The sequence below is a fragment of the Pseudomonas sp. GD04019 genome (genome assembly GCF_029837695.1).
Lineage (GTDB): Bacteria > Pseudomonadota > Gammaproteobacteria > Pseudomonadales > Pseudomonadaceae > Aquipseudomonas.
This window is the reverse complement of sequence record NZ_JAOEEA010000004.1, coordinates 336,779-357,514: the sequence shown is the minus strand read 5'-3', so window position 1 is coordinate 357,514 and position 20,736 is coordinate 336,779. Positions and strand designations below refer to the sequence as shown.

The 20,736-nt window shown below is 60.8% G+C and carries 14 protein-coding genes; 1 reads left to right on the top strand and 13 read right to left on the bottom strand.

Annotated elements, in window-relative coordinates; genetic code table 11:
* Positions 1-70: 70 nt before the first annotated feature.
* From N7607_RS09090 to N7607_RS09045, 10 genes are all read right to left on the bottom strand, one after another.
* Positions 71-1,489 (bottom strand): FAD-dependent oxidoreductase, encoded by a 1,419-nt coding sequence (locus N7607_RS09090; RefSeq protein WP_279868794.1) that lies wholly within the window; start codon positions 1,487-1,489, stop codon positions 71-73.
* A gap of 32 nt (positions 1,490-1,521) precedes the next feature.
* Positions 1,522-5,967: a glutamate synthase large subunit gene (gene gltB, locus N7607_RS09085; protein ID WP_279868795.1), complete on the bottom strand. Its 4,446-nt coding sequence runs from the start codon at positions 5,965-5,967 to the stop codon at positions 1,522-1,524.
* Between the two features lie 245 nt (positions 5,968-6,212).
* A complete protein-coding gene (locus N7607_RS09080; protein ID WP_279868796.1) occupies positions 6,213-7,868 on the bottom strand; it encodes an AAA family ATPase in 1,656 nt (551 codons plus the stop codon).
* 9 nt (positions 7,869-7,877) lie between these two features.
* Positions 7,878-8,981 carry a 3-dehydroquinate synthase gene (gene aroB, locus N7607_RS09075; protein WP_279868857.1) on the bottom strand — a complete coding sequence of 368 codons (1,104 nt, stop codon included), beginning with the start codon at positions 8,979-8,981 and terminating at the stop codon, positions 7,878-7,880.
* Between the two features lie 49 nt (positions 8,982-9,030).
* Entirely contained in the window at positions 9,031-9,549 is a 519-nt protein-coding gene (gene aroK / locus N7607_RS09070; RefSeq protein WP_279868798.1) for a shikimate kinase AroK, read from the bottom strand.
* 2 nt (positions 9,550-9,551) lie between these two features.
* A complete protein-coding gene (gene pilQ, locus N7607_RS09065; protein ID WP_279868858.1) occupies positions 9,552-11,603 on the bottom strand; it encodes a type IV pilus secretin PilQ in 2,052 nt (683 codons plus the stop codon).
* A 54-nt stretch (positions 11,604-11,657) separates the two neighbouring features.
* The gene (pilP, locus tag N7607_RS09060) at positions 11,658-12,182 is read right to left on the bottom strand and encodes a type 4a pilus biogenesis lipoprotein PilP (protein WP_279868800.1); all 525 of its coding nucleotides are present in this window, start codon (positions 12,180-12,182) and stop codon (positions 11,658-11,660) included.
* Positions 12,179-12,802: a type 4a pilus biogenesis protein PilO gene (gene pilO / locus N7607_RS09055; RefSeq protein WP_279868801.1), complete on the bottom strand. Its 624-nt coding sequence runs from the start codon at positions 12,800-12,802 to the stop codon at positions 12,179-12,181. Before pilO ends, pilP begins: the two co-directional genes overlap by 4 nt.
* Complete coding sequence (locus N7607_RS09050; RefSeq protein WP_279868802.1) at positions 12,799-13,419, bottom strand: PilN domain-containing protein; 621 nt, start codon at positions 13,417-13,419, stop codon at positions 12,799-12,801. The genes pilO and N7607_RS09050 overlap by 4 nt, the downstream gene beginning before the upstream one ends.
* On the bottom strand, positions 13,419-14,483 hold the full coding sequence (locus N7607_RS09045) for a pilus assembly protein PilM (RefSeq protein WP_279868803.1): 1,065 nt from the start codon (positions 14,481-14,483) through the stop codon (positions 13,419-13,421). Before N7607_RS09045 ends, N7607_RS09050 begins: the two co-directional genes overlap by 1 nt.
* 181 nt (positions 14,484-14,664) lie before the next feature.
* Between N7607_RS09045 and N7607_RS09040 the strand changes: the two genes are divergently transcribed.
* Positions 14,665-17,082: a penicillin-binding protein 1A gene (locus N7607_RS09040; RefSeq protein ID WP_279868804.1), complete on the top strand. Its 2,418-nt coding sequence runs from the start codon at positions 14,665-14,667 to the stop codon at positions 17,080-17,082.
* Positions 17,083-17,142: 60 nt separating this feature from the next.
* Here N7607_RS09040 and N7607_RS09035 read toward each other — a convergent pair whose 3' ends face one another.
* The 3 genes from N7607_RS09035 to N7607_RS09025 all read right to left on the bottom strand — a co-directional run bounded on the left by N7607_RS09035 (position 17,143) and on the right by N7607_RS09025 (position 20,734).
* Positions 17,143-18,411, bottom strand: a complete 1,269-nt coding sequence (locus N7607_RS09035; protein ID WP_279868806.1) for a malic enzyme-like NAD(P)-binding protein — start codon at positions 18,409-18,411, stop codon at positions 17,143-17,145.
* A gap of 86 nt (positions 18,412-18,497) precedes the next feature.
* A complete protein-coding gene (locus N7607_RS09030; protein ID WP_279868860.1) occupies positions 18,498-19,934 on the bottom strand; it encodes a M48 family metalloprotease in 1,437 nt (478 codons plus the stop codon).
* Positions 19,934-20,734: a thermonuclease family protein gene (locus N7607_RS09025; RefSeq protein WP_279868808.1), complete on the bottom strand. Its 801-nt coding sequence runs from the start codon at positions 20,732-20,734 to the stop codon at positions 19,934-19,936. The genes N7607_RS09030 and N7607_RS09025 overlap by 1 nt, the downstream gene beginning before the upstream one ends.
* Between the last annotated feature and the right edge of the window lie 2 nt (positions 20,735-20,736).

The following is a 20,736-nucleotide window of genomic DNA, read 5'->3' as shown; positions in this document are numbered from 1 at the left end:
CCCAAAAACAAAAGGCACGGCGAGTGCCGTGCCTTTTGTCTATCGCGACGATATGCCGCGACGCGAATCGTCAGACCTGCAGGTAGTCGAGGATACCTTCGGCGGCGTTGCGGCCCTCGAAGATCGCCGTCACCACCAGATCGGAACCACGCACCATGTCGCCACCGGCGAAGATCTTCGGGTTGCTGGTCTGGTGTTTGAACTGGTTCTGCTCCGGCGCCACCACACGGCCCTGGCTGTCGGTATCGATCTTGAAGTCAGTGAACCAGGCAGCCGGGCTCGGGCGGAAACCGAAGGCGATCAGCACGGCTTCCGCCGGGATGATTTCCTCAGAGCCCGGGATCGGCTCGGGGCTGCGACGGCCACGGGCGTCCGGCTCGCCGAGACGGGTCTCGACCACCTTGACGCCTTCCACCTTGTCCTCGCCGACGATGGCGATGGGCTGGCGGTTGAAGAGGAACTTCACGCCCTCTTCCTTGGCGTTCTTCACTTCCTTGCGCGAGCCCGGCATGTTCTCTTCGTCACGGCGGTAGGCGCAGGTCACGGCCTTGGCACCCTGGCGGATGGAGGTGCGGTTGCAGTCCATCGCCGTATCGCCACCACCGAGGACCACGACGCGCTTGCCCTTCATGTCGATGAAGTCTTCCGGCGCCTTCTCGAAGCCGAGGTTGCGGTTGACGTTGGCGATCAGGAAGTCCAGCGCGTCGGTGACGCCCGGCAGGTCTTCGCCCGGGAAGCCGCCCTTCATGTAGGTGTAGGTGCCCATGCCCATGAACACGGCATCGTACTCATCCAGCAGCTGCTGCATGGTGATGTCTTTGCCGATCTCGGTGTTCAGGCGGAACTCGATGCCCATGCCGGTGAAGACTTCGCGACGACGGCTCATCACGGTCTTTTCCAGCTTGAACTCGGGGATGCCGAAGGTCAGCAGGCCGCCGATTTCCGGGTTCTTGTCGAACACCACCGGGGTCACGCCGTTGCGCACCAGCACGTCGGCGCAGCCCAGGCCGGCCGGGCCGGCACCGATCACCGCGACACGCTTGCCGGTCGGCTTGACCTTGGACATGTCCGGACGCCAGCCCATGGCGAAGGCGGTGTCGGTGATGTACTTCTCGACCGAACCGATGGTCACCGCGCCGAAGCCGTCGTTGAGGGTGCAGGCACCCTCGCACAGACGGTCCTGCGGGCACACGCGGCCGCAGACTTCCGGCAGGGTGTTGGTCTGGTGGCTCAGCTCGGCGGCAGCCAGGATGTTGCCTTCGGAGACCAGCTTCAACCAGTTGGGAATGAAGTTGTGCACCGGGCACTTCCACTCGCAATACGGGTTGCCGCAACCCAGGCAACGGTGTGCCTGGTCGGCGGCCTGGGCCGGCTTGAAGGGTTCGTAGATTTCCACGAACTCCTTCTTGCGCTGGCGCAGGAGCTTCTTCTTCGGATCCTTGCGCCCGACCTCGATGAACTGGAAGTCGTTGTTCAGACGTTCAGTCATTTTAAAACCTCATCAAACCACTTCAGGCGCTGTTATTGCGGATTGGCACGGGTGCTGGAGAGCAGCGAACCGAGGCTCGCGGCCTTCGGCTTGACCAGCCAGAATTTGCGCAGGTAATCCTCCAGGTTCTCGAGCAGGTGAGTGCCCCAGGGACTGGAAGTTTCCGCCACGTATTCGCTCAGCACGCCGCGCAGGTGGCTACGGTAAGCCTCCATGGCCTCGTTGCTGATGCGCTGGATCTCCACCAGCTCGTGGTTGACGCGGTCGACGAAGCCGTTGTCCAGGTCGAGCACGTAGGCGAAGCCGCCGGTCATGCCCGAGCCGAAGTTGACGCCGGTCTTGCCCAGTACACAGACGAAACCGCCGGTCATGTACTCGCAGCAGTGGTCGCCAGTGCCTTCCACCACGGCGTGGGCGCCGGAGTTACGCACGGCGAAACGCTCACCGGCGGTGCCGGCGGCGAACAGCTTGCCGCCGGTGGCACCGTACAGGCAGGTGTTGCCGACGATGGCCGACTCCTGGGTCTTGAACGGGCTGCCGGCCGGCGGGGTGATCACCAGCTTGCCGCCGGTCATGCCCTTGCCGACGTAGTCGTTGGCGTCGCCTTCCAGGCGCAGGTGCAGACCACCGGCGTTCCACACGCCGAAGCTCTGGCCCGCGGTGCCCTTGAAGCGGAAGGTGATCGGCGCGTCCTTCATGCCCTGGTTGCCGTGCTGCTTGGCGATTTCGCCGGAGACACGGGCACCGATGGAGCGGTCGCAGTTGCAGATGTCCAGCTCGTACTCGCCGCCGGTCTTGCCGGCGATGGCGGCCTGGGCCAGCTCGACCATCTTCTCGGCCAGCAGGCCCTGGTCGAACGGCGGGTTCTTCTCGACTTCGCAGAACTGCGGCTTGTCGGCCGGGATATGGTCGCTGCCGAGCAGCGGGGTCAGATCCAGGTTGCCCTGCTTGTCGGTCTGGCCCGGCAGCACGTTGAGCAGATCGGTACGGCCGATCAGCTCGCCGAGGCTGCGCACGCCCAGCTTGGCCAGCCACTGGCGGGTGTCCTCGGCGACATAGGTGAAGTAGTTCATCACCATTTCGACGGTGCCGATGAAGTGGTCCTTGCGCAGCTTGTCGTTCTGGGTGGCCACGCCGGTGGCGCAGTTGTTCAGGTGGCAGATGCGCAGGTACTTGCAGCCCAGGGCGACCATCGGGCCGGTACCGAAGCCGAAGCTCTCGGCGCCGAGGATGGCGGCCTTGATCACGTCGAGGCCAGTCTTCAGGCCACCGTCGGTCTGCACGCGGACCTTGCCGCGCAGGTCGTTGCCGCGCAGGGTCTGGTGGGTTTCGGCCAGGCCGAGTTCCCACGGCGAGCCGGCGTACTTGATGGAGGTCAGGGGCGATGCGCCGGTGCCGCCGTCGTAGCCGGAGATGGTGATCAGGTCGGCATAGGCCTTGGCCACGCCGGCGGCGATGGTGCCGACACCGGCTTCCGCCACCAGCTTGACCGAGACCAGCGCGGCCGGGTTGACCTGCTTGAGGTCAAAGATCAGCTGCGACAGGTCTTCGATGGAATAGATGTCATGGTGCGGCGGCGGCGAGATCAGGGTCACGCCGGGCACGGCGTAACGCAGACGCGCGATCAGGCCGTTGACCTTGCCGCCGGGCAGCTGGCCGCCCTCGCCGGGCTTGGCGCCCTGGGCCACCTTGATCTGCAGCACTTCGGCGTTGACCAGGTATTCCGGGGTCACACCGAAGCGGCCGGTGGCCACCTGCTTGATCTTGGAGCTGCGCACGGTGCCGTAGCGGGCCGGGTCTTCGCCGCCCTCGCCGGAGTTGGAGCGCGCGCCCAGACGGTTCATCGCCTCGGCAATGGCCTCATGGGCTTCCGGCGACAGGGCGCCGAGGGAGATACCGGCGGAGTCGAAGCGCTTGAGCACGTCGCTCAGCGACTCGACCTGGTCCAGCGGCAGCGGCTGGTCGGCCAGCTTGAGCTGCAGCAGGTCGCGGATCATCGACACCGGGCGGTTGTCCACCAGCGCGGCGTACTCCTGGTACTTCTCGTAGCTACCCTGCTGCACGGCGGCCTGCAGGGTGTTGACCACGTCCGGGTTGTAGGCGTGGTACTCGCCACCGTAGACGAACTTGAGCAGACCGCCCTGCTGGATGGCCTTGCGGTTGTTCCACGCCTCATTGGCCAGCAGCTTCTGCTCGGCCTCGATGTCGACGAAGCGCGCCCCCTGGATGCGGCTGGCAACGCCACGGAAGCACAGCTCGGTGACTTCGTCGGACAGGCCGACGGCCTCGAACAGCTGGGCACCACGGTAGGACGCAACAGTGGAGATACCCATCTTCGACAGGATCTTCAGCAGGCCCTTGGAGATGCCCTTGCGGTAGTACTTGAACACCTCGTAGAGGTCGCCCAGCACTTCACCGGTGCGGATCAGGTCGGCCAGTACTTCGTACGCCAGGAACGGGTACACGGCGGAGGCGCCAAAGCCCACCAGCACGGCGAAGTGGTGCGGGTCGCGGGCGGTGGCGGTCTCGACCAGGATGTTGCAGTCGCAGCGCAGGCCCTTCTCAGTCAGACGATGGTGCACGGCGCCAGTGGCCAGTGCGGCATGCGCCGGCAGTTTGCCCGGGGCGATGTGGCGGTCGGTGAGGACCAGCAACACCTTGCCACCACGCACGGCTTCTTCGGCCTGATCGGCGATGTTGCGCACCGCGGCTTCCAGACCGATGGCCGGATCGTAGTTGAGATCGATGACATGACGCTCGAAGCCCGGGGTCTCCAGGCTCATCAGCGCGCGCCACTTGGCCGGGGAGATCACCGGGCTGCTCAGCATGACGCGGCTGGCGTGGGCCGGGGACTCTTCGAAGATGTTGCGCTCGGCGCCCAGGCAGATTTCCAGGGACATGACGATCGACTCGCGCAGCGGGTCGATCGGCGGGTTGGTCACCTGGGCGAACTGCTGGCGGAAATAGTCGTAGGGCGAGCGGATGCGCTGCGACAGCACGGCCATCGGCGTGTCGTCGCCCATCGAGCCCACGGCTTCCTGGCCCTGTTCGCCGAGCGGGCGCAGCACCTGGTCACGCTCCTCGAAGGTGACCTGGAACATCTTCATGTACTGCTTGAGCTGGTCAGCGTCGTAGCTGGCCACGCCATGGTCGTCGTCCAGCTTGGCCTGGATGCGCACGGCGTTCTGACGCAGCCACTGCTTATAGGGGTGACGCGACTTCAGGCGGTTGTCGATGGCATCGGTGTCCAGCACCTGGCCGGTCTCGGTATCCACCGCGAGGATCTGACCCGGGCCGACACGGCCCTTGGCGATCACATCTTCCGGCTTGTAGTCCCACACGCCGATTTCCGACGCCAGGGTGATATAGCCGTTCTTGGTGGTGACCCAGCGTGCCGGACGCAGGCCGTTGCGGTCGAGCAGGCAGACGGCGTGACGACCGTCGGTCATCACCACGCCGGCGGGGCCGTCCCACGGCTCCATGTGCATGGAGTTGTACTCGTAGAACGCGCGCAGGTCGGCGTCCATGGTCTCCATGTTCTGCCAGGCTGGCGGAATGATCATGCGCACGCCGCGGAACAGATCGATGCCGCCGGTAACCATCAGCTCGAGCATGTTGTCCATGCTCGAGGAGTCGGAGCCGACGCGGTTGACCAGCGGGCCCAGCTCTTCCAGGTCCGGAATCAGCTCGTTGGCGAACTTCAGGCGACGGGCCACGGCCCAGTTGCGGTTGCCGGTGATGGTGTTGATCTCGCCGTTGTGGGCGAGGAAGCGGAACGGCTGCGCCAGCGGCCATTTCGGCAGGGTGTTGGTGGAGAAGCGCTGGTGGAACACGCAGATCGCGGTCTGCAGGCGCTCGTCACCGAGGTCCGGATAGAACTGCTGCAGGTCCGCCGGCATCATCAGGCCTTTATAGATGATGGTCTTCGGCGAGAAGCTGCAGATGTAGTGATCGGTGTCGGCGGCGTTGGCCACCGAGGAACGACGACGGGCGCTGAACAGCTTGATGGCGAACTGCTGGTCGTCCAGGCCTTCGCCGCCGATGAACACCTGCTCGATCTGCGGCAAACGCTCCAGGGCCAGGCGGCCGAGCACGCTGGTATCCACCGGCACCTTGCGCCAGCCGATCAGCTGCAGGCCGGCGGCCTCGATCTCACGGTTCATGTTGGCGCGGGCGGCCTCGGCCTTGGCCGGGCTCTGATTGAAGAACACCATGCCCACGGCGTACTGCTGCGGCAGCTCGCTGCCGAACTGTTCCTTGGCGATGGCGCGCAGGAACAGATCAGGCTTCTGAATCAACAGACCACAACCGTCACCGGTCTTGCCGTCGGCGTTGATGCCGCCGCGGTGGGTCATGCAGGTCAGGGCTTCAATGGCAGTATTCAGCAAGTGATGGCTCGCCTCGCCCTGCATGTGGGCGATCAAGCCGAAGCCGCAGTTATCCTTGAACTGATCAGGATGGTATAGACCTGCTTTCATAGACACTCTCACCAGGCTGCCTCGAGAGGCAAATTGCTTTCTAATTCATCGACCTAGCTGCCTTCCGCGCAGGGCTGTGCCCCAGCTTGGCGCAGGCAAAGGGGGGTCATTTTACATAGCGACCCCGGCCCTCACAAATTTTTGTGACGGCCAAATGAAAACTTCTGTCGCCTGGAAGAAAGGCGGCGACCAGAGGCCCGTGCTAGGACCAGCCGGTCACCAAATGAGAGGCAATCCACAGGCCACTAGCGGGCCCGCACCGCCTCTTGCTGGATGCTGGCGAAGCTACGCGGCCAGGGCTTACCCGCCTGCACCGCCGCCGGCAGCGACTTGACCGCCGCCTGGGCGGCTGCGCGACTGGAAAACTGCCCATAGGTCACCACATAAAGTGCCTGCCCCTGGTGCAGCTTCTTGAAGTAGCGGTATTCGCCACCATTCTTGCTGACGAACGCCTTGGCACTGCTCTCGGATCGGGTACCGAGAATCTGCAAGGCGTAACTGCCTGACGGACGGCTGGCATACCACTCGCCACCCGGAGCCGGAGCAGCACTGGCCACCGCGGCCGGTTTGGCCACTGGCGCAGCAGCGGGCTTGGGAGCTGGCGTAGGTTTGGCTGCGGCAGCCGGCGCAGGCTTAACCACCGGAGCAGCCACAACAGGAGCCGGCGCAGGCTTGGCGGTAACAGCAGCGACTGGCGGCACCACCGGCGCGCTCGCCACGGTCGGCACCACAGGCGCAGCGACGACCGGAGCAGGAATGGCAACCGGAGTTGGCTGCACCGCAGACGGCACCGCCTCCTGGCCGGCAGCAGCTCCCGCCTCGTCATCTTCCATGCCGGAGGCCTGGGCCAGTGGCTCACGGATCACCGGCTGCGCCTCACCCACCAAGGGTAGCGGCAGCGGATGGCTGGCACCGTTGAACTCCACCGCAGCAGGTGCCTGCGCCGGAGCCGCAGGCGCGCTCGCCGGCTGCTGCGCATCGGCAACCACGGGCGCAGCACTCTGCGGCAGCAATTCGATTGGCGCCTCGGCGACCATCGGCGGCGTACTTTCCGTGCGCCCCTGCATCAACCAGGCAGCCCCGAGCGCAACGGCAACCACAGCCAATGCCAGCAGGTGCTTCTTCGGCAAGCCGACACCGGACGAGCCGGCACTGGCACTACGGCTAGCCAGCATGGCCTCGACCAGCACCTCGCGCGCGGCCTGATTGATCGCACCCGGCCAGCCGCCGGAGCTCAGGTGAATGTCGCTGATCTGATCGTCGCTCAGCAGGTCGATACCCTGGCCCGCACCATCGAGGCGCTGCGCCAGGTATTCGCGGGTCTCGTCCTCGCTATACGGCAGAAGCTCGACCGCGTGGAAACGCTCTTCGCCATCGGCCATCAGCTCGAGTCGCGGCAGGATGTCGCTCTCGGCAAACAGGAAGACATGTGGCCGACCATCGGCATTGCCCGCCGCTAGCGTGAACAAGGCGTCGAGGGCGCCATCGGCCAGCTGCTCGGCATCATCCACCAACAAATAGACCTCCTGCCCAGTCAGCGCCAGCTGCGCCACCTGAGCCAGGATGCTACGCACGTCCGTCTGCTGCATGCCCAGCCCCTGGGCGACCTGGCGCAGCACACCGGCGACATCGCCAGCGCCGCGCGCGGATACGACCACCGACTGCACGGCCTGCTTGTTGGTGCTGGCGACCAGCGCCTGGCGCAGCAATGTCTTGCCACTGCCATGCGGACCGGTCACCACCAGCAGTAACTGGCTGTAGCGCGCCAGATGGTGCAGCTGCCCCAGTACCGGCTTGCGCTGGGCCGGATAGAAACGGAAGCCCGGCACCCGCGCAGCAAAGGGGTCATGACTGAACTGGTAGTGCGCGAGGAGCGCCTCGTCGGCATGCAAACTGGTCATGTAGCTCTCTTATTCTCCAAGCTGAGCCAGCAGCGCGCGGTAGTCTGCGCGCAAGGTGGCATCCAGAACTTCCCGCGGGAAGTCATCGGTAATCACGGCCTCGCCGAGCTGGCGCAGCAAGACCAGGCGCAGGCGACCATCTAGCACTTTCTTGTCGACCGCCATGTGCTCGAGAAAATCTTCGGGCCCCATCTCGACGGGCGGAACCACAGGAAGACCGGCTCGTAGTAGAAGACGAATGCCGCGATCGCGATCGGCAGTCGAGATCCAGCCCAGGCGAGACGACATCTCCAACGCCATGGCAGTGCCGGCAGCCACTGCCTCGCCGTGCAGCCATTCGCCGTAGCCCATATGCGTCTCGACGGCATGACCGAAGGTATGGCCGAGATTCAGAATGGCGCGCAGGCCAGACTCGCGCTCATCCAGCCCCACCACCCGCGCCTTGGCCGCACAAGAGCGTTCAATGGCCTCAACGAGCGCTTCAGGCTGCAGCGAACGTAAAGCATCGATGTTCTCTTCCAGCCACCCCAGAAAATCCAGATCGCAGATCAGGCCGTACTTGATCACTTCGGCTAGCCCGGCCGACAGTTCGCGCGCGGGGAGCGTACCAAGAACGGTCGTATCGATGATCACCGCATTGGGCTGGTAGAAAGCGCCCACCATGTTCTTGCCCAGCGGATGATTGATGCCGGTCTTCCCTCCAACGGAAGAATCCACTTGAGATAACAAGGTAGTCGGCACCTGGATGAAATCGACGCCACGCTGATAGCAAGCTGCCGCGAAGCCAGCCATATCGCCGACAACCCCACCGCCCAGAGCGATGACCGTAGTCTTGCGATCATGGCGCGCCTGGAGCAGGCCATCGAAGATCAGCTGCAGGGTTTCCCAGGTCTTGAAGCTTTCGCCATCGGGCAGCACCACGGACGCGATATCCTGTCCCTTCAGGGATTGCTGCAGCGTATCGAGATAGAGAGGAGCGACGGTTTCGTTGGTGACGATCGCCACCTGACGCCCCGCCAAGTGGGGCTTGAACAGATCAGAACGAGAGAGCAGCCCTTCCCCGATATAGATGGGATAGCTGCGCTCACCAAGATCGACAGTAAGAGTCTGCATGAAGCCCCCGAACAGAAAGGGCATAGGATAACGCAGATAGACGCGCTCTTTAACGGGGAGGCAATGCCTCGAGGCGTTCGATGATCTCCTGCACCACCAGACGCGGTGGCCGCTCATCCGTCTCGATGATCACATCCGCGATCTCTCGGTAGAGCGGATCACGAATTTCCATCAGGTTGCGCAATACCTTGCCCGGCTCTGCATTGCGCAGCAGAGGCCGATTACGATCTCGAGAAGTGCGCTCCAACTGCTGCTCGACGGAGGCGTGCAGATATACAACTCGCCCCCCTTCGCGCAACGCCTGGCGATTCTCAGGCCGCAACACGACCCCACCACCCGTGGCAATCACAACACCGTCAAGCTCGCAGAGCTCCGCAATCATCGCTTGCTCACGCTCGCGAAAACCCTGCTCGCCTTCCACATCGAAGATCCAGGGAATATCGGCACCAGTACGCTGCTCGATTTCCTTGTCCGAATCCTTGAAATGCAGCCTTAGCTCTTTCGCCAACAACCGCCCGATAGTGCTTTTACCAGCGCCCATCGGGCCAACCAGGATCATGTTCTGCACTATCAGTTGCTTACCGCAATGGACTGATTATTCATGATCCGCGGAGTCAGGAACACTAGCAGCTCGAATTTGTTATCAGCCACAACATCTCGACGGAACAGGCGACCAATGTATGGCATATCCCCCAACAGCGGGACCTTATCAACTGCCTTGGACTGAGTATTGGTAAATATCCCACCTAAAACGATGGTCTCCCCATCACTTACCAGAACCTTGGCATTGACTTCGTTAGTAAGGATCGAAGGAGTGCCGTCAACTTGATTGGAGAAATCAGCAGCATCCTTATTAACCTTTACCTCGATGATAACCCTGTTATCAGGAGTAATTTGCGGCGTCACCTCTAAAGAGAGATTTGCCTCGGCAAATGCAGTTGTTGACGCACCACTGGAGGAGGCTTCTTGGTATGGAATCTTAGCCCCCTTTAAAATCTTTGCCGTCTCTTTATCAGAGGTAACAACTTTTGGCTGAGAAATTATCTCACCATTGCCTGTTTTCTCCATGGCAGACAACTCAAGATCGAGCAGCGTATTATCCGTTATAAAACCAAGATTCAATCCAGCCGTTCGCCCAGGAGCGCCTAGATCAACGAAATTCCCAAGCGCTGGCGCTGCTGGATCTTGTACGCTGTTAGACCCACCAATAACCCAATTATTATCACCCAAGCGAAGCCCTCGCCACTCAACCCCCAGCTCCTTATTGAAGTCAACACTAGCTTCAACTATACGAGCCTCAACCATAACCTGGCGAACCGGTATATCAAGCTGTGTAACTATCCGCCGCAACTCATCCAAACGTTCTTGAGTTTGATAGGCAATAATACTGTTCGTTCTATCATCAACCGTGACCGAACCTCTTCCATCAGCCTGCTGCGCCCCCTCAGCATCCGTTACGGACTGGAATAATGCAGCAATATCAGAAGCCTTCGCATAATTAATCTGGATCAATTCGCGCCGCAAAGGAGCAAGCTCTGCAATTTGCTTTTGTGCTTCCAGCTCTTGGCGCTCTCTAGCCGCAATTTCATCTGCGGGCGCAATGAGAAGAACATTTCCCACCTGCCGCTTATCAAGACCACGAGTTTTCAATACCAGATCCAGAGCCTGGTCCCATGGTACATTTTGCAGGCGCAGCGTTATGTTCCCCTGAACTGTATCACTGGCAACCAAATTCAGATCCGTGAAATCAGCAATTAACTGCAGAACCGATCTAACATCAATATCCTGAAAATTCAGAGAAAGCTTTTCACCAGAGTATGCAAATCGCTCAGCCTTTTGTCTTTCAACGTCATCCTGAGTAAGTGGTTTAACACTGATCGTCAGTTTATTGTCCGTTTGGAATACGAGATAATCGTAATTCCCAACGGGCTCAATAGTTATACTGCTTTCAGCCCCCTGAGATGCCGCACTAACAAACTGGACAGGGGTCGCAAAATCTTTTACATCCAGCCGCACCTTGAGACTGTCAGGCAATTGCGTTTTCGAGAAACCCAGCCGAATTTTCCCACCTTGCTCTTGAATATCAGCGGTCACCGCCGGATCAGAAAGCTCAATTACCACATTTCCCTCGCCCTGCTCCCCACGCTGAAAATCAATATTATTGATTGCGCGCCCAGGCGCAACATAGGCAGCCGACTTAATAGGTTGCGGCGGTTGGCTAGCAACAGTGGAGGCAACACCACCAGACTCGCCGACTACCACATACAGATTATTACCCTCAGACCTTGTATGATAAGGGACAAGAGCTGATAAATTTACAATTAGCCGAGTTCGATCTTTTGCCTCAACCACCGTCACACTGCGGGCATTACCCACACCAAGCTCGCGATTTTTTGATCCCAATGCATTAGACACACCTGGAAGATCAAGAGCGATGCGAGCTGGTTGTTCTATTGTATATCCACGAGGTGCGGAAACAGGCTCATCAAAGGTCAATCGCAGCTCGACCTTATCTCCTGGCAGCGATGCGACATCAAGCGCCTGCAAGCTTGCCGCTAGCGCTGACGGTGCAAATGACGCCACAAAAAGAAAAGCGCCAAAACGATAAAGCGAGCTATTCATAAGCTGGTTCTTCCGTTCTGCAAATTTGTAGTTATTCTTCATGATTGGCCACCATTACGAGCGCTCTTTTAGGGTGAGACTACGCGGACGCTCAAGCCAACCACCCTCTCCATCCGGCACGATCTCAATAACTTCAATCTGTGCTTCATCAACTGCTGTCACACGGCCGTGATTTCTTCCAAGATAATCACCTGCCTTAACTCTGTGGACCCCTCCAGCCCCACGCACAAGCCCATATACCCCACCATCTCGGGCCAATGTCCCAACCATCTCGAAAGCCTCTATATTGAAGCCCTCCAAGAATTGTTTAACCCTAGTTTCGTCAGGCTTTATATCCTTGGAGCCTTTTTTCTGGCTCGCCAAATCAATCTTCACAGGCGGCTGAAATGGACTTCTAAGAGAGGCGGCACTATATGCAAATGCTTCATACGGTTGAAACTTAGGTAAGGGCTCGATTGAACCTTTCGGCCTACTTCTAACTTCTTCCATGTAGGATTGGAGATCAGAAAAATCATCGTCGACACAACCAGAAAGAGTCAAAAACGAAATCACTAGCAACAAACAGGATACTCGATTCATTTTGCCAGCCCCTGATCATTGTAACGATAGGTCTTAGCTAGCACGCTCATCCGTAATCTTGAAGGATTATCCTTGTCAGCCACTTTGACTTCAAAGTCATGAAGCGTAACGATTCGAGGCAAGCTAGAAACCCCACTCACAAACGTGGCCAAATCATGATAGCCACCCACAACAACAATCTGTATCGGCAACTCAACATAAAATTGCTGAACAGCTTCCGGCTGCAGTTTTATCTCCTCAAACTCCAAACCACTTCCAAGACCTGTACGAGTGATATCTTCTAACAAGCCTGGAACCTCTGTATCACTAGGCAGCTGCCGAAGCAGAGCCCCAAAGGACTCCTCCATCTCTACCATCTGCACCTTATAAGCATCCAAGTTGGCCGCTTGGAAGGCTTTACTAGAGAACGTATCCTTTAAAACAAGCTCCTCGGCACGCTGCTGATCCAGCATTCCCTGCAGATCTTGAAGATAAAAATTATAGCCCAACCCTATGGCCACAATTAACACTAGAACACTAGCGATCACCTTGGCCGCCACAGGCCATGAGCCCAGATTATTTACATCCAGTTCAGACAAATTCAGTTTGCGCAGCGCATCAATAGAATCAGCGAGATTCATGATTTTTTACCTGGGATGTTTTTACTGTTCGCTTGACCTCGCCCCGCCTCGCCATCCTCCTGCACATCTTCTCCAGGACGAGTCTGCTGAACAGTCAACCTAAACGTATTAGCTTGATCCACTCCACCTGCAGTTACCGCCTTAACTTCTGTTAAATTTGGAGACTTGAGCCAATCAGAGGAGTCAAGATTTCGCATTAAACTTGACACTCGATTATTTGATTCGGCGGCACCAAATATCGAAATACTTTCCCCAGAGCTTTTCAGCTCCGAAAAATAAACACCGTCCGGGAGTGTACGAACTAGCTGATCAAAAATATGCCCAATAACCGGCCGATTACCTTGAAGATCCTGAATAATCTTCATCCTCTCAAGAAGCTGCTCTCGCCTTTTTTTCAGCTCGCTAATTTCCTTGATCCGCGCATCAAGGACGGCTATTTCCTTGCGAATGAATTCATTGCGCGCACTTTGCTGCTGGATTGCACTGTCTAAATATTGCCCACCCAAGAATACAAGCCCTCCAGCGACAACCAGGGAGCCACCCAAGGCAGCTAAAAAACGCTGCTTGCGCTCCTCGCGCAACTGCTCCCGCCACGGAAGTAAGTTAATCCGCGCCATTAGTCGAAACTCCTCATTGCCAGACCACAGGCGATCATCAAGGACGGGGCGTCGCTAGCCAGTGCGCCGGCATTGACCTTGCCACCCAGCGCCATGTCGGCAAATGGATTGGCCACCAAAGTGGGAGTACCGATCTTCTGCTGAATCAGCCGATCCAGATCCGGAATGGACGCAGTGCCGCCAGCTAACAGTATGTAGTCCACATCGTTGAACTGACCTGCGGCGAAGAAGAATTGCAGAGAGCGCGAGACCTGCTGCACCACGGCCTCTTTGAAGGGCTGCAGCACTTCACTCTCATAGTCGTCCGGAAGGCCACCTTGCTTCTTGGCAAGGCCAGCTTCCTCAACGGACAGGCCGTAGCGACGCTGAATCTCTTCCGTTAGTTGACGACCACCGAACAGCTGCTCGCGTGTATAGATGGTGCGACCATTGTGCAGAACACTAAGGGTGGTCATGGTGGCACCGATGTCGACAACGGCCACGGTCAGTTCATCGGTGCGACCGCCGAGTTGAGACTCGAGCAGGCTGTAGGCACGCTCCAGCGCGTAGGCCTCGACGTCTACAACTTTGGCAGTCAGACCGGAAAGGCCGAGCGCCGCCTCGCGGACCTCGACGTTCTCTTTCCGGCATGCCGCCAGCAGCACTTCGACCCGCTCAGGGTTGCGCGCTGAAACGGCCTGGACTTCGAAGTCGATTGCCACTTCTTCGAGGGGATAAGGAATGTACTGGTCGGCTTCGATTTTCAGCTGGTTTTCCAGCTCATCGTCGTTGAGCCCAGCTTCCATTTCGATGGTCTTGGTGATCACCGCAGAACCGGCCACCGCGACAGCGGCAGTGCGCACGCCGGTCTTGGCCTTGCTGAGTACGCGAGAAAGGGCCTGACCAACCCCCTCCAGCTCGGCAATGTTCTTTTCGACCACCGCATTTGGCGGGAGCGGCTCGACTGCGTAGGCCTCTACCTTGTAGCGGCTTCCCGAGCGACTCAATTCAAGGAGCTTGACCGAGGTCGAGCTGATGTCGATCCCCAGAAGCGTATTCGCTTTCTTATTGAAGAGCCCTAGCACGACCGATTTCCTATTGGCATCCGCGACTTACGGACTATTTATGTTTTTCCACATTAAATAACAGTCTTGACAGAAGCGCAAATGGCTCCCCTGTAAAAAAACCGCTTATAATGTGAACAGTTTTCCCCTTTTCGCACCACGCACCGCTTAACCCATTCTTTTAACTGGAATTCCAAGAACCTTGATGCGTTTGCTGAAGTTTTTCTGGTGGTCCTGTGTCGCCGCTTTTTGCGGGTTAGCGCTCAGTTTCAGTGGAGCCTTTCTCTATCTTAGTCCTGGCTTACCCTCCGTCGAGTCGCTGCGCAGCATCCAACTGCAGATACCGCTAAGGGTCTATAGCGCCGACGGCAAGTTGATTGCCGAATTTGGCGAGATGCGCCGCTCGCCGATCCGCTTCGACGACATCCCTCCCGACTTCATCCGCGCCCTGCTAGCCGCCGAAGACGACAATTTCGCCAACCATTATGGCGTCGACTTCACCAGCCTGATGCGCGCTGCTACGCAGTTATTGGCGAGCGGGCACATTCAAACCGGGGGCAGCACCATCACCATGCAGGTGGCGAAGAATTTCTTCCTCACCAACGAAAGAAGCTTCTCGCGCAAGATCAATGAAATCCTCCTCGCGCTGCAGATCGAACGCGAGCTGAGCAAGAACGAAATCCTCGAGCTCTACGTCAACAAGATCTACCTGGGCAACCGCGCCTACGGCATCGAGGCCGCGTCGCAGGTCTACTACGGCAAGTCGATCCGCGAGGCGACCCTGGGGCAGATGGCGATGATCGCCGGCCTACCGAAGGCGCCTTCGCGCTACAACCCCCTGGTCAATCCGCAGCGCAGCAAGGAACGCCGTGACTGGATTCTCGGCCGCATGTACAAGCTTGGCGCCATCGATCAGGCCCGCTACGAGGCCGCACTGGCCGAGCCGGTCGGCGCTCGCCATCACGTACAGCCAATCGAACTCAATGCACCTTATATAGCCGAGATGGCTCGCGCCGAAATGGTCGGCCGCTATGGCAGCGAGGCTTATACGGAAGGATTCCGCGTCACCACCACGGTACCGGCGGCGCTGCAGGAGTCGGCCAACCAGGCACTGCACGACGGACTGATCGCCTACGACCAGCGTCACGGCTTCCGCGGCCCGGAAACCCGCCTGCCCGGCCTGACCCGCGAGGCCTGGCTGCAGGAACTGGCCAAGTACAAAAGCATCAGCGGCCTGCAGCCGGCGATCGTCACCCAGGTGGAAGCCAGCGGCATCATGGTGCTGCTGCGCAACGGCGAAGAACAGGCGGTCGCCTGGGACAGCATGAAATGGGCCCGGCCCTTCCTCAATACCAATAGCCTCGGCCCGCGCCCGCAGAAGCCGGCTGACGTGGCGCAGATCGGCGATCTGGTCCGCGTCGAGCACGACGCCGAGAACGACACTCTATTGTTCCGCCAGATCCCGGCCGCGCAGAGCGCGCTGGTCTCGCTGGATCCGCAGAATGGCGCGATCCGCGCCCTGGTCGGCGGCTTCTCCTTCGAGCAGAGCAACTACAACCGCGCCGCCCAGGCCAAGCGACAGCCGGGCTCCAGCTTCAAGCCCTTCGTCTATAGTGCGGCGCTGGATGCCGGTTTCACCGCCTCCAGCTTGGTCAACGACTCGCCGATCGTGTTCCAGGAAGCCGGCATGGAAGAGGCCTGGCGCCCGAAGAACGATAACAACACCTTCCTCGGCCCGATCCGCCTGCGCGAGGCGCTGTACAAGTCGCGCAATCTGGTCTCGATCCGCCTGCTGCAGACCATCGGCATCGACTACACCCTCGACTACATCAGCGCCTTCGGCTTCAACCGCCAGGAGCTGCCGCGCAACCTGTCCCTGGCCCTCGGCACCGCCGGCCTCACTCCGCTGGAAATTGCCGGCGGCTGGAGCGCCTTTGCCAACGGTGGACGCAAGATCCAGCCGTACCTGATCGAGCGCATCGACAGCCGCGACGGCAAGCCGCTGTTCATCGCCAACCCGCCGCGCACTCCGGAAAGCGTCATGCTGGTCGAAGAACAGAACGCCGCCCTGCTGATCGAGGAGCCCAACGCCGAAGTGCAGCAACCGGTACTCGCGGAGCAGATCATCGACGAGCGCACCGCCTACATCATGACCAGCATGCTGCAGGACGTGATCAAGCGCGGCACCGGTCGCCGCGCCCTGGCCATGGGCCGCGGCGACCTGGCGGGCAAGACCGGCACCACCAACGAGTCCAAGGACAGCTGGTTCTCCGGCTACAACGCCGACTACATGACCACCGTCTGGGTCGGCTTCGATCAGCCGGAAAGCCTGGGTCGCCATGAGTACGGCGGCACCGTGGCCCTGCCGATCTGGATGAGCTACATGGGCGCCGCGCTCAAGGACAAGCCGGACCACCTGCCGCCGGAGCCGGCCGGCCTGCTCAGCCTGCGCGTCGACCCGGTGAGCGGCCGCGCAGCCTCGCCGGGCGCACCCGACGCCTACTTCGAACTGTTCAAGAGCGAAGACTCGCCGCCACCGATGAGCGAGCTGGATCCGGCTATGGGCATTCCCGGCAGCCCGTTGCCGGTCGACGAATCGGCGCCACTCGACCTGTTCTGAGTGGCGAATGCCAGGCAATAAAAAGCCCCGCATCGGCGGGGCTTTTTATTGGGCCGGTGATCAGCCGTTGAACACGTCATTCACCGACTGCAGCGGGTAGTGCTTCGGATACGGCAGGGTCGCCACACCGGTCTCGATCGCAGCCTTGGCCACGGCATCGGCGACCACGGTGATCAGACGAGCATCCATCGGCTTCGGAATGATGTATTCACGACCGAAGCTCAGCTCGATGCCGCCATAGGCTTCGCAGACTTCCTTCGGTACCGGCAGTTTGGCCAGATCGCGCAGGGCGTTGGCGGCGGCGATCTTCATTTCCTCGTTGATACGGGTGGCGCGTACGTCCAAGGCACCGCGGAAGATGAAGGGGAAGCCGAGCACGTTGTTGACCTGATTCGGATAGTCCGAACGACCGGTGGCCATGATCACGTCCGGGCGCGCCTCGCGAGCCAGCTCCGGCTTGATCTCCGGGTCCGGGTTGGAGCAGGCGAACACGATTGGGTTCGGCGCCATCAGCTTGAGGTCATCCTGGCTCAGCAGGTTAGCACCGGACAAACCGACGAACACATCGGCACCGTCCAGGGCGTCGGACAGGCTGCGCTTGTCGGTAGCGTGGGCGAATACCGCCTTGTACTGATTCAGGTCGTCGCGGTCGGCATGGATCACGCCCTTGCGGTCGAGCATGAAGATGTTCTCGACCTTGGCACCCATGCTCACCAGCAGTTTCATGCAGGAGATGGCGGCGGCACCGGCACCGAGGCAGACGACCTTGGCCTGCTCCAGAGTCTTGCCGGCGATTTCCAGGGCGTTGAGCATGCCGGCGGCGGTGACGATGGCAGTGCCGTGCTGGTCATCGTGGAATACCGGGATGTCGCACTGCTCGATCAGCGCGCGCTCGATCTCGAAGCACTCGGGCGCCTTGATGTCTTCCAGGTTGATGCCGCCGAAGGTGATGGAGATGCGCTTGACGGTGTCGATGAAGGCCTGCGGGCTCTCGGAGTCGACCTCGATGTCGAACACGTCGATGCCGGCGAAGCGCTTGAACAGCACGCCCTTGCCTTCCATCACCGGCTTGGAGGCCAACGGGCCGAGGTTGCCCAGGCCGAGGATCGCGGTGCCATCGGAAATCACTGCCACCAGGTTGCCCTTGCCGGTGTAGCGATAGGCCAGTTCGGCATCGCGGGCAATCTCGCGCACCGGCTCGGCAACGCCCGGGCTGTAGGCCAGGGACAGGTCGCGGGCGGTCGCGGTGGGCTTGGTCAGTTCGACGCTCAATTTGCCCGGACGGGGCTGCGCGTGATACTCGAGAGCGGCAGTTTTCAGATCAGACATTTCGGCTATTTCCGCTTTGCAGTGAAGGCAGGCGAGCGAGCATACGCAAGAAGGCCAAGGCCCACAAGATCGGGCCTCTGAGCGGGTCAGCGAACTACCTTGAGCCAATCGCCGGGAAGTGGCTGACCGGTCGGATAAAGACCATTCAGCAACCTCAGCCGCTTCAGCTTGTCGCCCTCGCCACCCATCTCCCGACTCAACGCCTCCAGGCTCTGACCAGCCTTGAATTGCACCAGATGCAGACGCCAGGGCTGCCCCTGTTCGCGCTCCTTGGCTTGCAGCGGCCGGAAGCTGCGTACCACCTCCATGAACTGGTCGTCGGCGCTCTCCAGCGAAGCACGCCCCTTGACCGCACCGATGAACAGGAAGGCTTCTTTCTGTCGTGCGACCACCGCCACGCGCTTGGCGCCGTCGCCGGTCAGCACACCAGTGGTGACGTCCAGGCCGCTCTGCTTGAAGCTCTGCTCGCCAGTCAGGCCGCGCCCGCCAGTCTTCTCATGCACGAAGGTGCGCGAGTCGGTGCCCGGCTTCAGCGGCTGCATGCTCATGACCATGAAGGCCTGTTGATCGCCACTGTGCACGATCACCGCGTCCGGGCGATTGATCAGCTCCCAGCCCTGCGGGATGGCCAGGGTGAAGTCCAGGCCGACATGATAGAAGCGCTGCCCCCGACGCACGCCGGCTTCCGCGGAGTCGCCGAAGGGCATGCCCTCGATCCGCTTCAGGTAGCTGTCGCGCCCCACCTCGCCTTGATTAGTCGCCAGCGGGCTGGCCGAGGCCACCACCTGGCGCAGGCGGGTATCGTTGTCCGGGTGGGTATCGAACAGGCCGTGATAGCCGGCCGGCGGCACTTCCTGCCCCTTGGCCTGGGCCTCGTCGCGGGCGAAGTCTTCCTGGCTCTTCAGCACCTTGACCACTTCGATCATCGCCTGCGGGTCATAGCCGCTGCGCGCCAGGTACTGGGCACCGAAGCCGTCGGCCTCCAGCTCCATGTCGCGGCCGTAGCCACTCACCAGGGCGCCACCCAGCACATTGGTGATATCGCCGGCGGCGCCGACGCCGGTGCCGATCGCCACGGCCTGACCGAGGATGTTCCAGGCCGTCGACTGGCTCTGCTGACGCACGCTGTGGCGAGCCGTGACGTGCCCGACTTCATGCCCGAGCACGGCCGCCAGCTCTGCCTCGGAGCCGAGGTAGGCCATCAGCCCACGATGGATATAGATGTGCCCGCCAGGAATGGCGAAGGCGTTGATATCCGGGGAATCGATGACGGTGAAGCTGTAGGCGAGGTTGCTGCGATGGCTGTTGCGCGCCACCCGCTCGCCCACCTGCTGCACGTAGGCCTGCAGCTTCTCGTCGGCGTAACGCGGGTACTGCTTGGCGATCTCCTGGGCATAGTTGCGGCCCAGGTCGATCTCCTGCTGCTCGCTCATCATCACGAAGTCGGTCTTGCCGGTGGCCGGATTGACCGCGCAACCGGCGAGCTGGGCAAGAAGGGACAACAGCAGGAACAGACGCAACATCATGGCAACACCTCGAGCATGGCCGCGTGGGTCAGCGGCAGCATCCAGCGGGCTTGCTGCGGTTGTACGCCGCCGCGCCGGGAACGGTCAATCACCCAGCCACGCGCCTCGATCCGGCGACCGGCCAGGCTCTGCAGCGCCGCCACGTCAAAGTGGCGCAGCAGCTTCGGCTCGATGCGCAACACCAGCGGCCCATCCATCTCCAGCCACAGACCGCCGCGATTGCGCTGCACCCGCGCGACCTTGCCGCGCACCAGGGCGAAGCCACCGCCGCGCAGATCGAAGGGCGTGATGCTGCGCGCCTGCTGCCAGAGACCGACGCGCCGCTCGCGCGCTTCATCCTCGGCGCTGCGCTGGCAGTCTTCCAGGCCGGTGGCCGGTTCGAATGCCACGCGGTAGCCCAAACCCTCTGCCAACAGTTGCGCCTCCAGATTGCGCCCATCTCCGTCGTAGGCGTGGGCCAGGGTGCGGCCGTAGTGGTCGCGGGCCTTGCTGCCGGCGCGCAGACCGACGCGCCCATCATTGGCGGCCACCAGGGCCTGCAGACGCCTGGTCGCCGCCTCGGCGAAGGGCTCGGCCGGGCGACCGTCACGGGCGCGCTCCGGCGCGTTGATGCCGATCAGCCGCACGCTGCGGCCATCGGCCAGGCGCAGGGTATCGCCATCCACCACCTTGGCCACGCGCTGCGGCGCCAGGTTATCGACCTGCGGGCAGAAGGCCTGGGCTGGCAGAACCAGGCAGACAGAAACGAAAAAGGCGCCCACCAGGGACGCCTTTTTCAGCAAAGCGGCTTGCGCCACTC

Bases quoted from the DNA above. Each gene is read 5' to 3' on its own strand.
- pilP (WP_279868800.1), bottom strand. From the start codon at position 12,182: ATGAATCGAGTATCCTGTTTGTTGCTAGTGATTTCGTTTTTGACTCTT.
- pilQ (WP_279868858.1), bottom strand. From the start codon at position 11,603: ATGAATAGCTCGCTTTATCGTTTTGGCGCTTTTCTTTTTGTGGCGTCA.
- aroB (WP_279868857.1), bottom strand. From the start codon at position 8,981: ATGCAGACTCTTACTGTCGATCTTGGTGAGCGCAGCTATCCCATCTAT.
- N7607_RS09050 (WP_279868802.1), bottom strand. From the start codon at position 13,419: ATGGCGCGGATTAACTTACTTCCGTGGCGGGAGCAGTTGCGCGAGGAG.
- N7607_RS09090 (WP_279868794.1), bottom strand. From the start codon at position 1,489: ATGACTGAACGTCTGAACAACGACTTCCAGTTCATCGAGGTCGGGCGC.
- N7607_RS09080 (WP_279868796.1), bottom strand. From the start codon at position 7,868: ATGACCAGTTTGCATGCCGACGAGGCGCTCCTCGCGCACTACCAGTTC.
- gltB (WP_279868795.1), bottom strand. From the start codon at position 5,967: ATGAAAGCAGGTCTATACCATCCTGATCAGTTCAAGGATAACTGCGGC.
- N7607_RS09030 (WP_279868860.1), bottom strand. From the start codon at position 19,934: ATGTTGCGTCTGTTCCTGCTGTTGTCCCTTCTTGCCCAGCTCGCCGGT.
- N7607_RS09035 (WP_279868806.1), bottom strand. From the start codon at position 18,411: ATGTCTGATCTGAAAACTGCCGCTCTCGAGTATCACGCGCAGCCCCGT.
- pilO (WP_279868801.1), bottom strand. From the start codon at position 12,802: ATGAATCTCGCTGATTCTATTGATGCGCTGCGCAAACTGAATTTGTCT.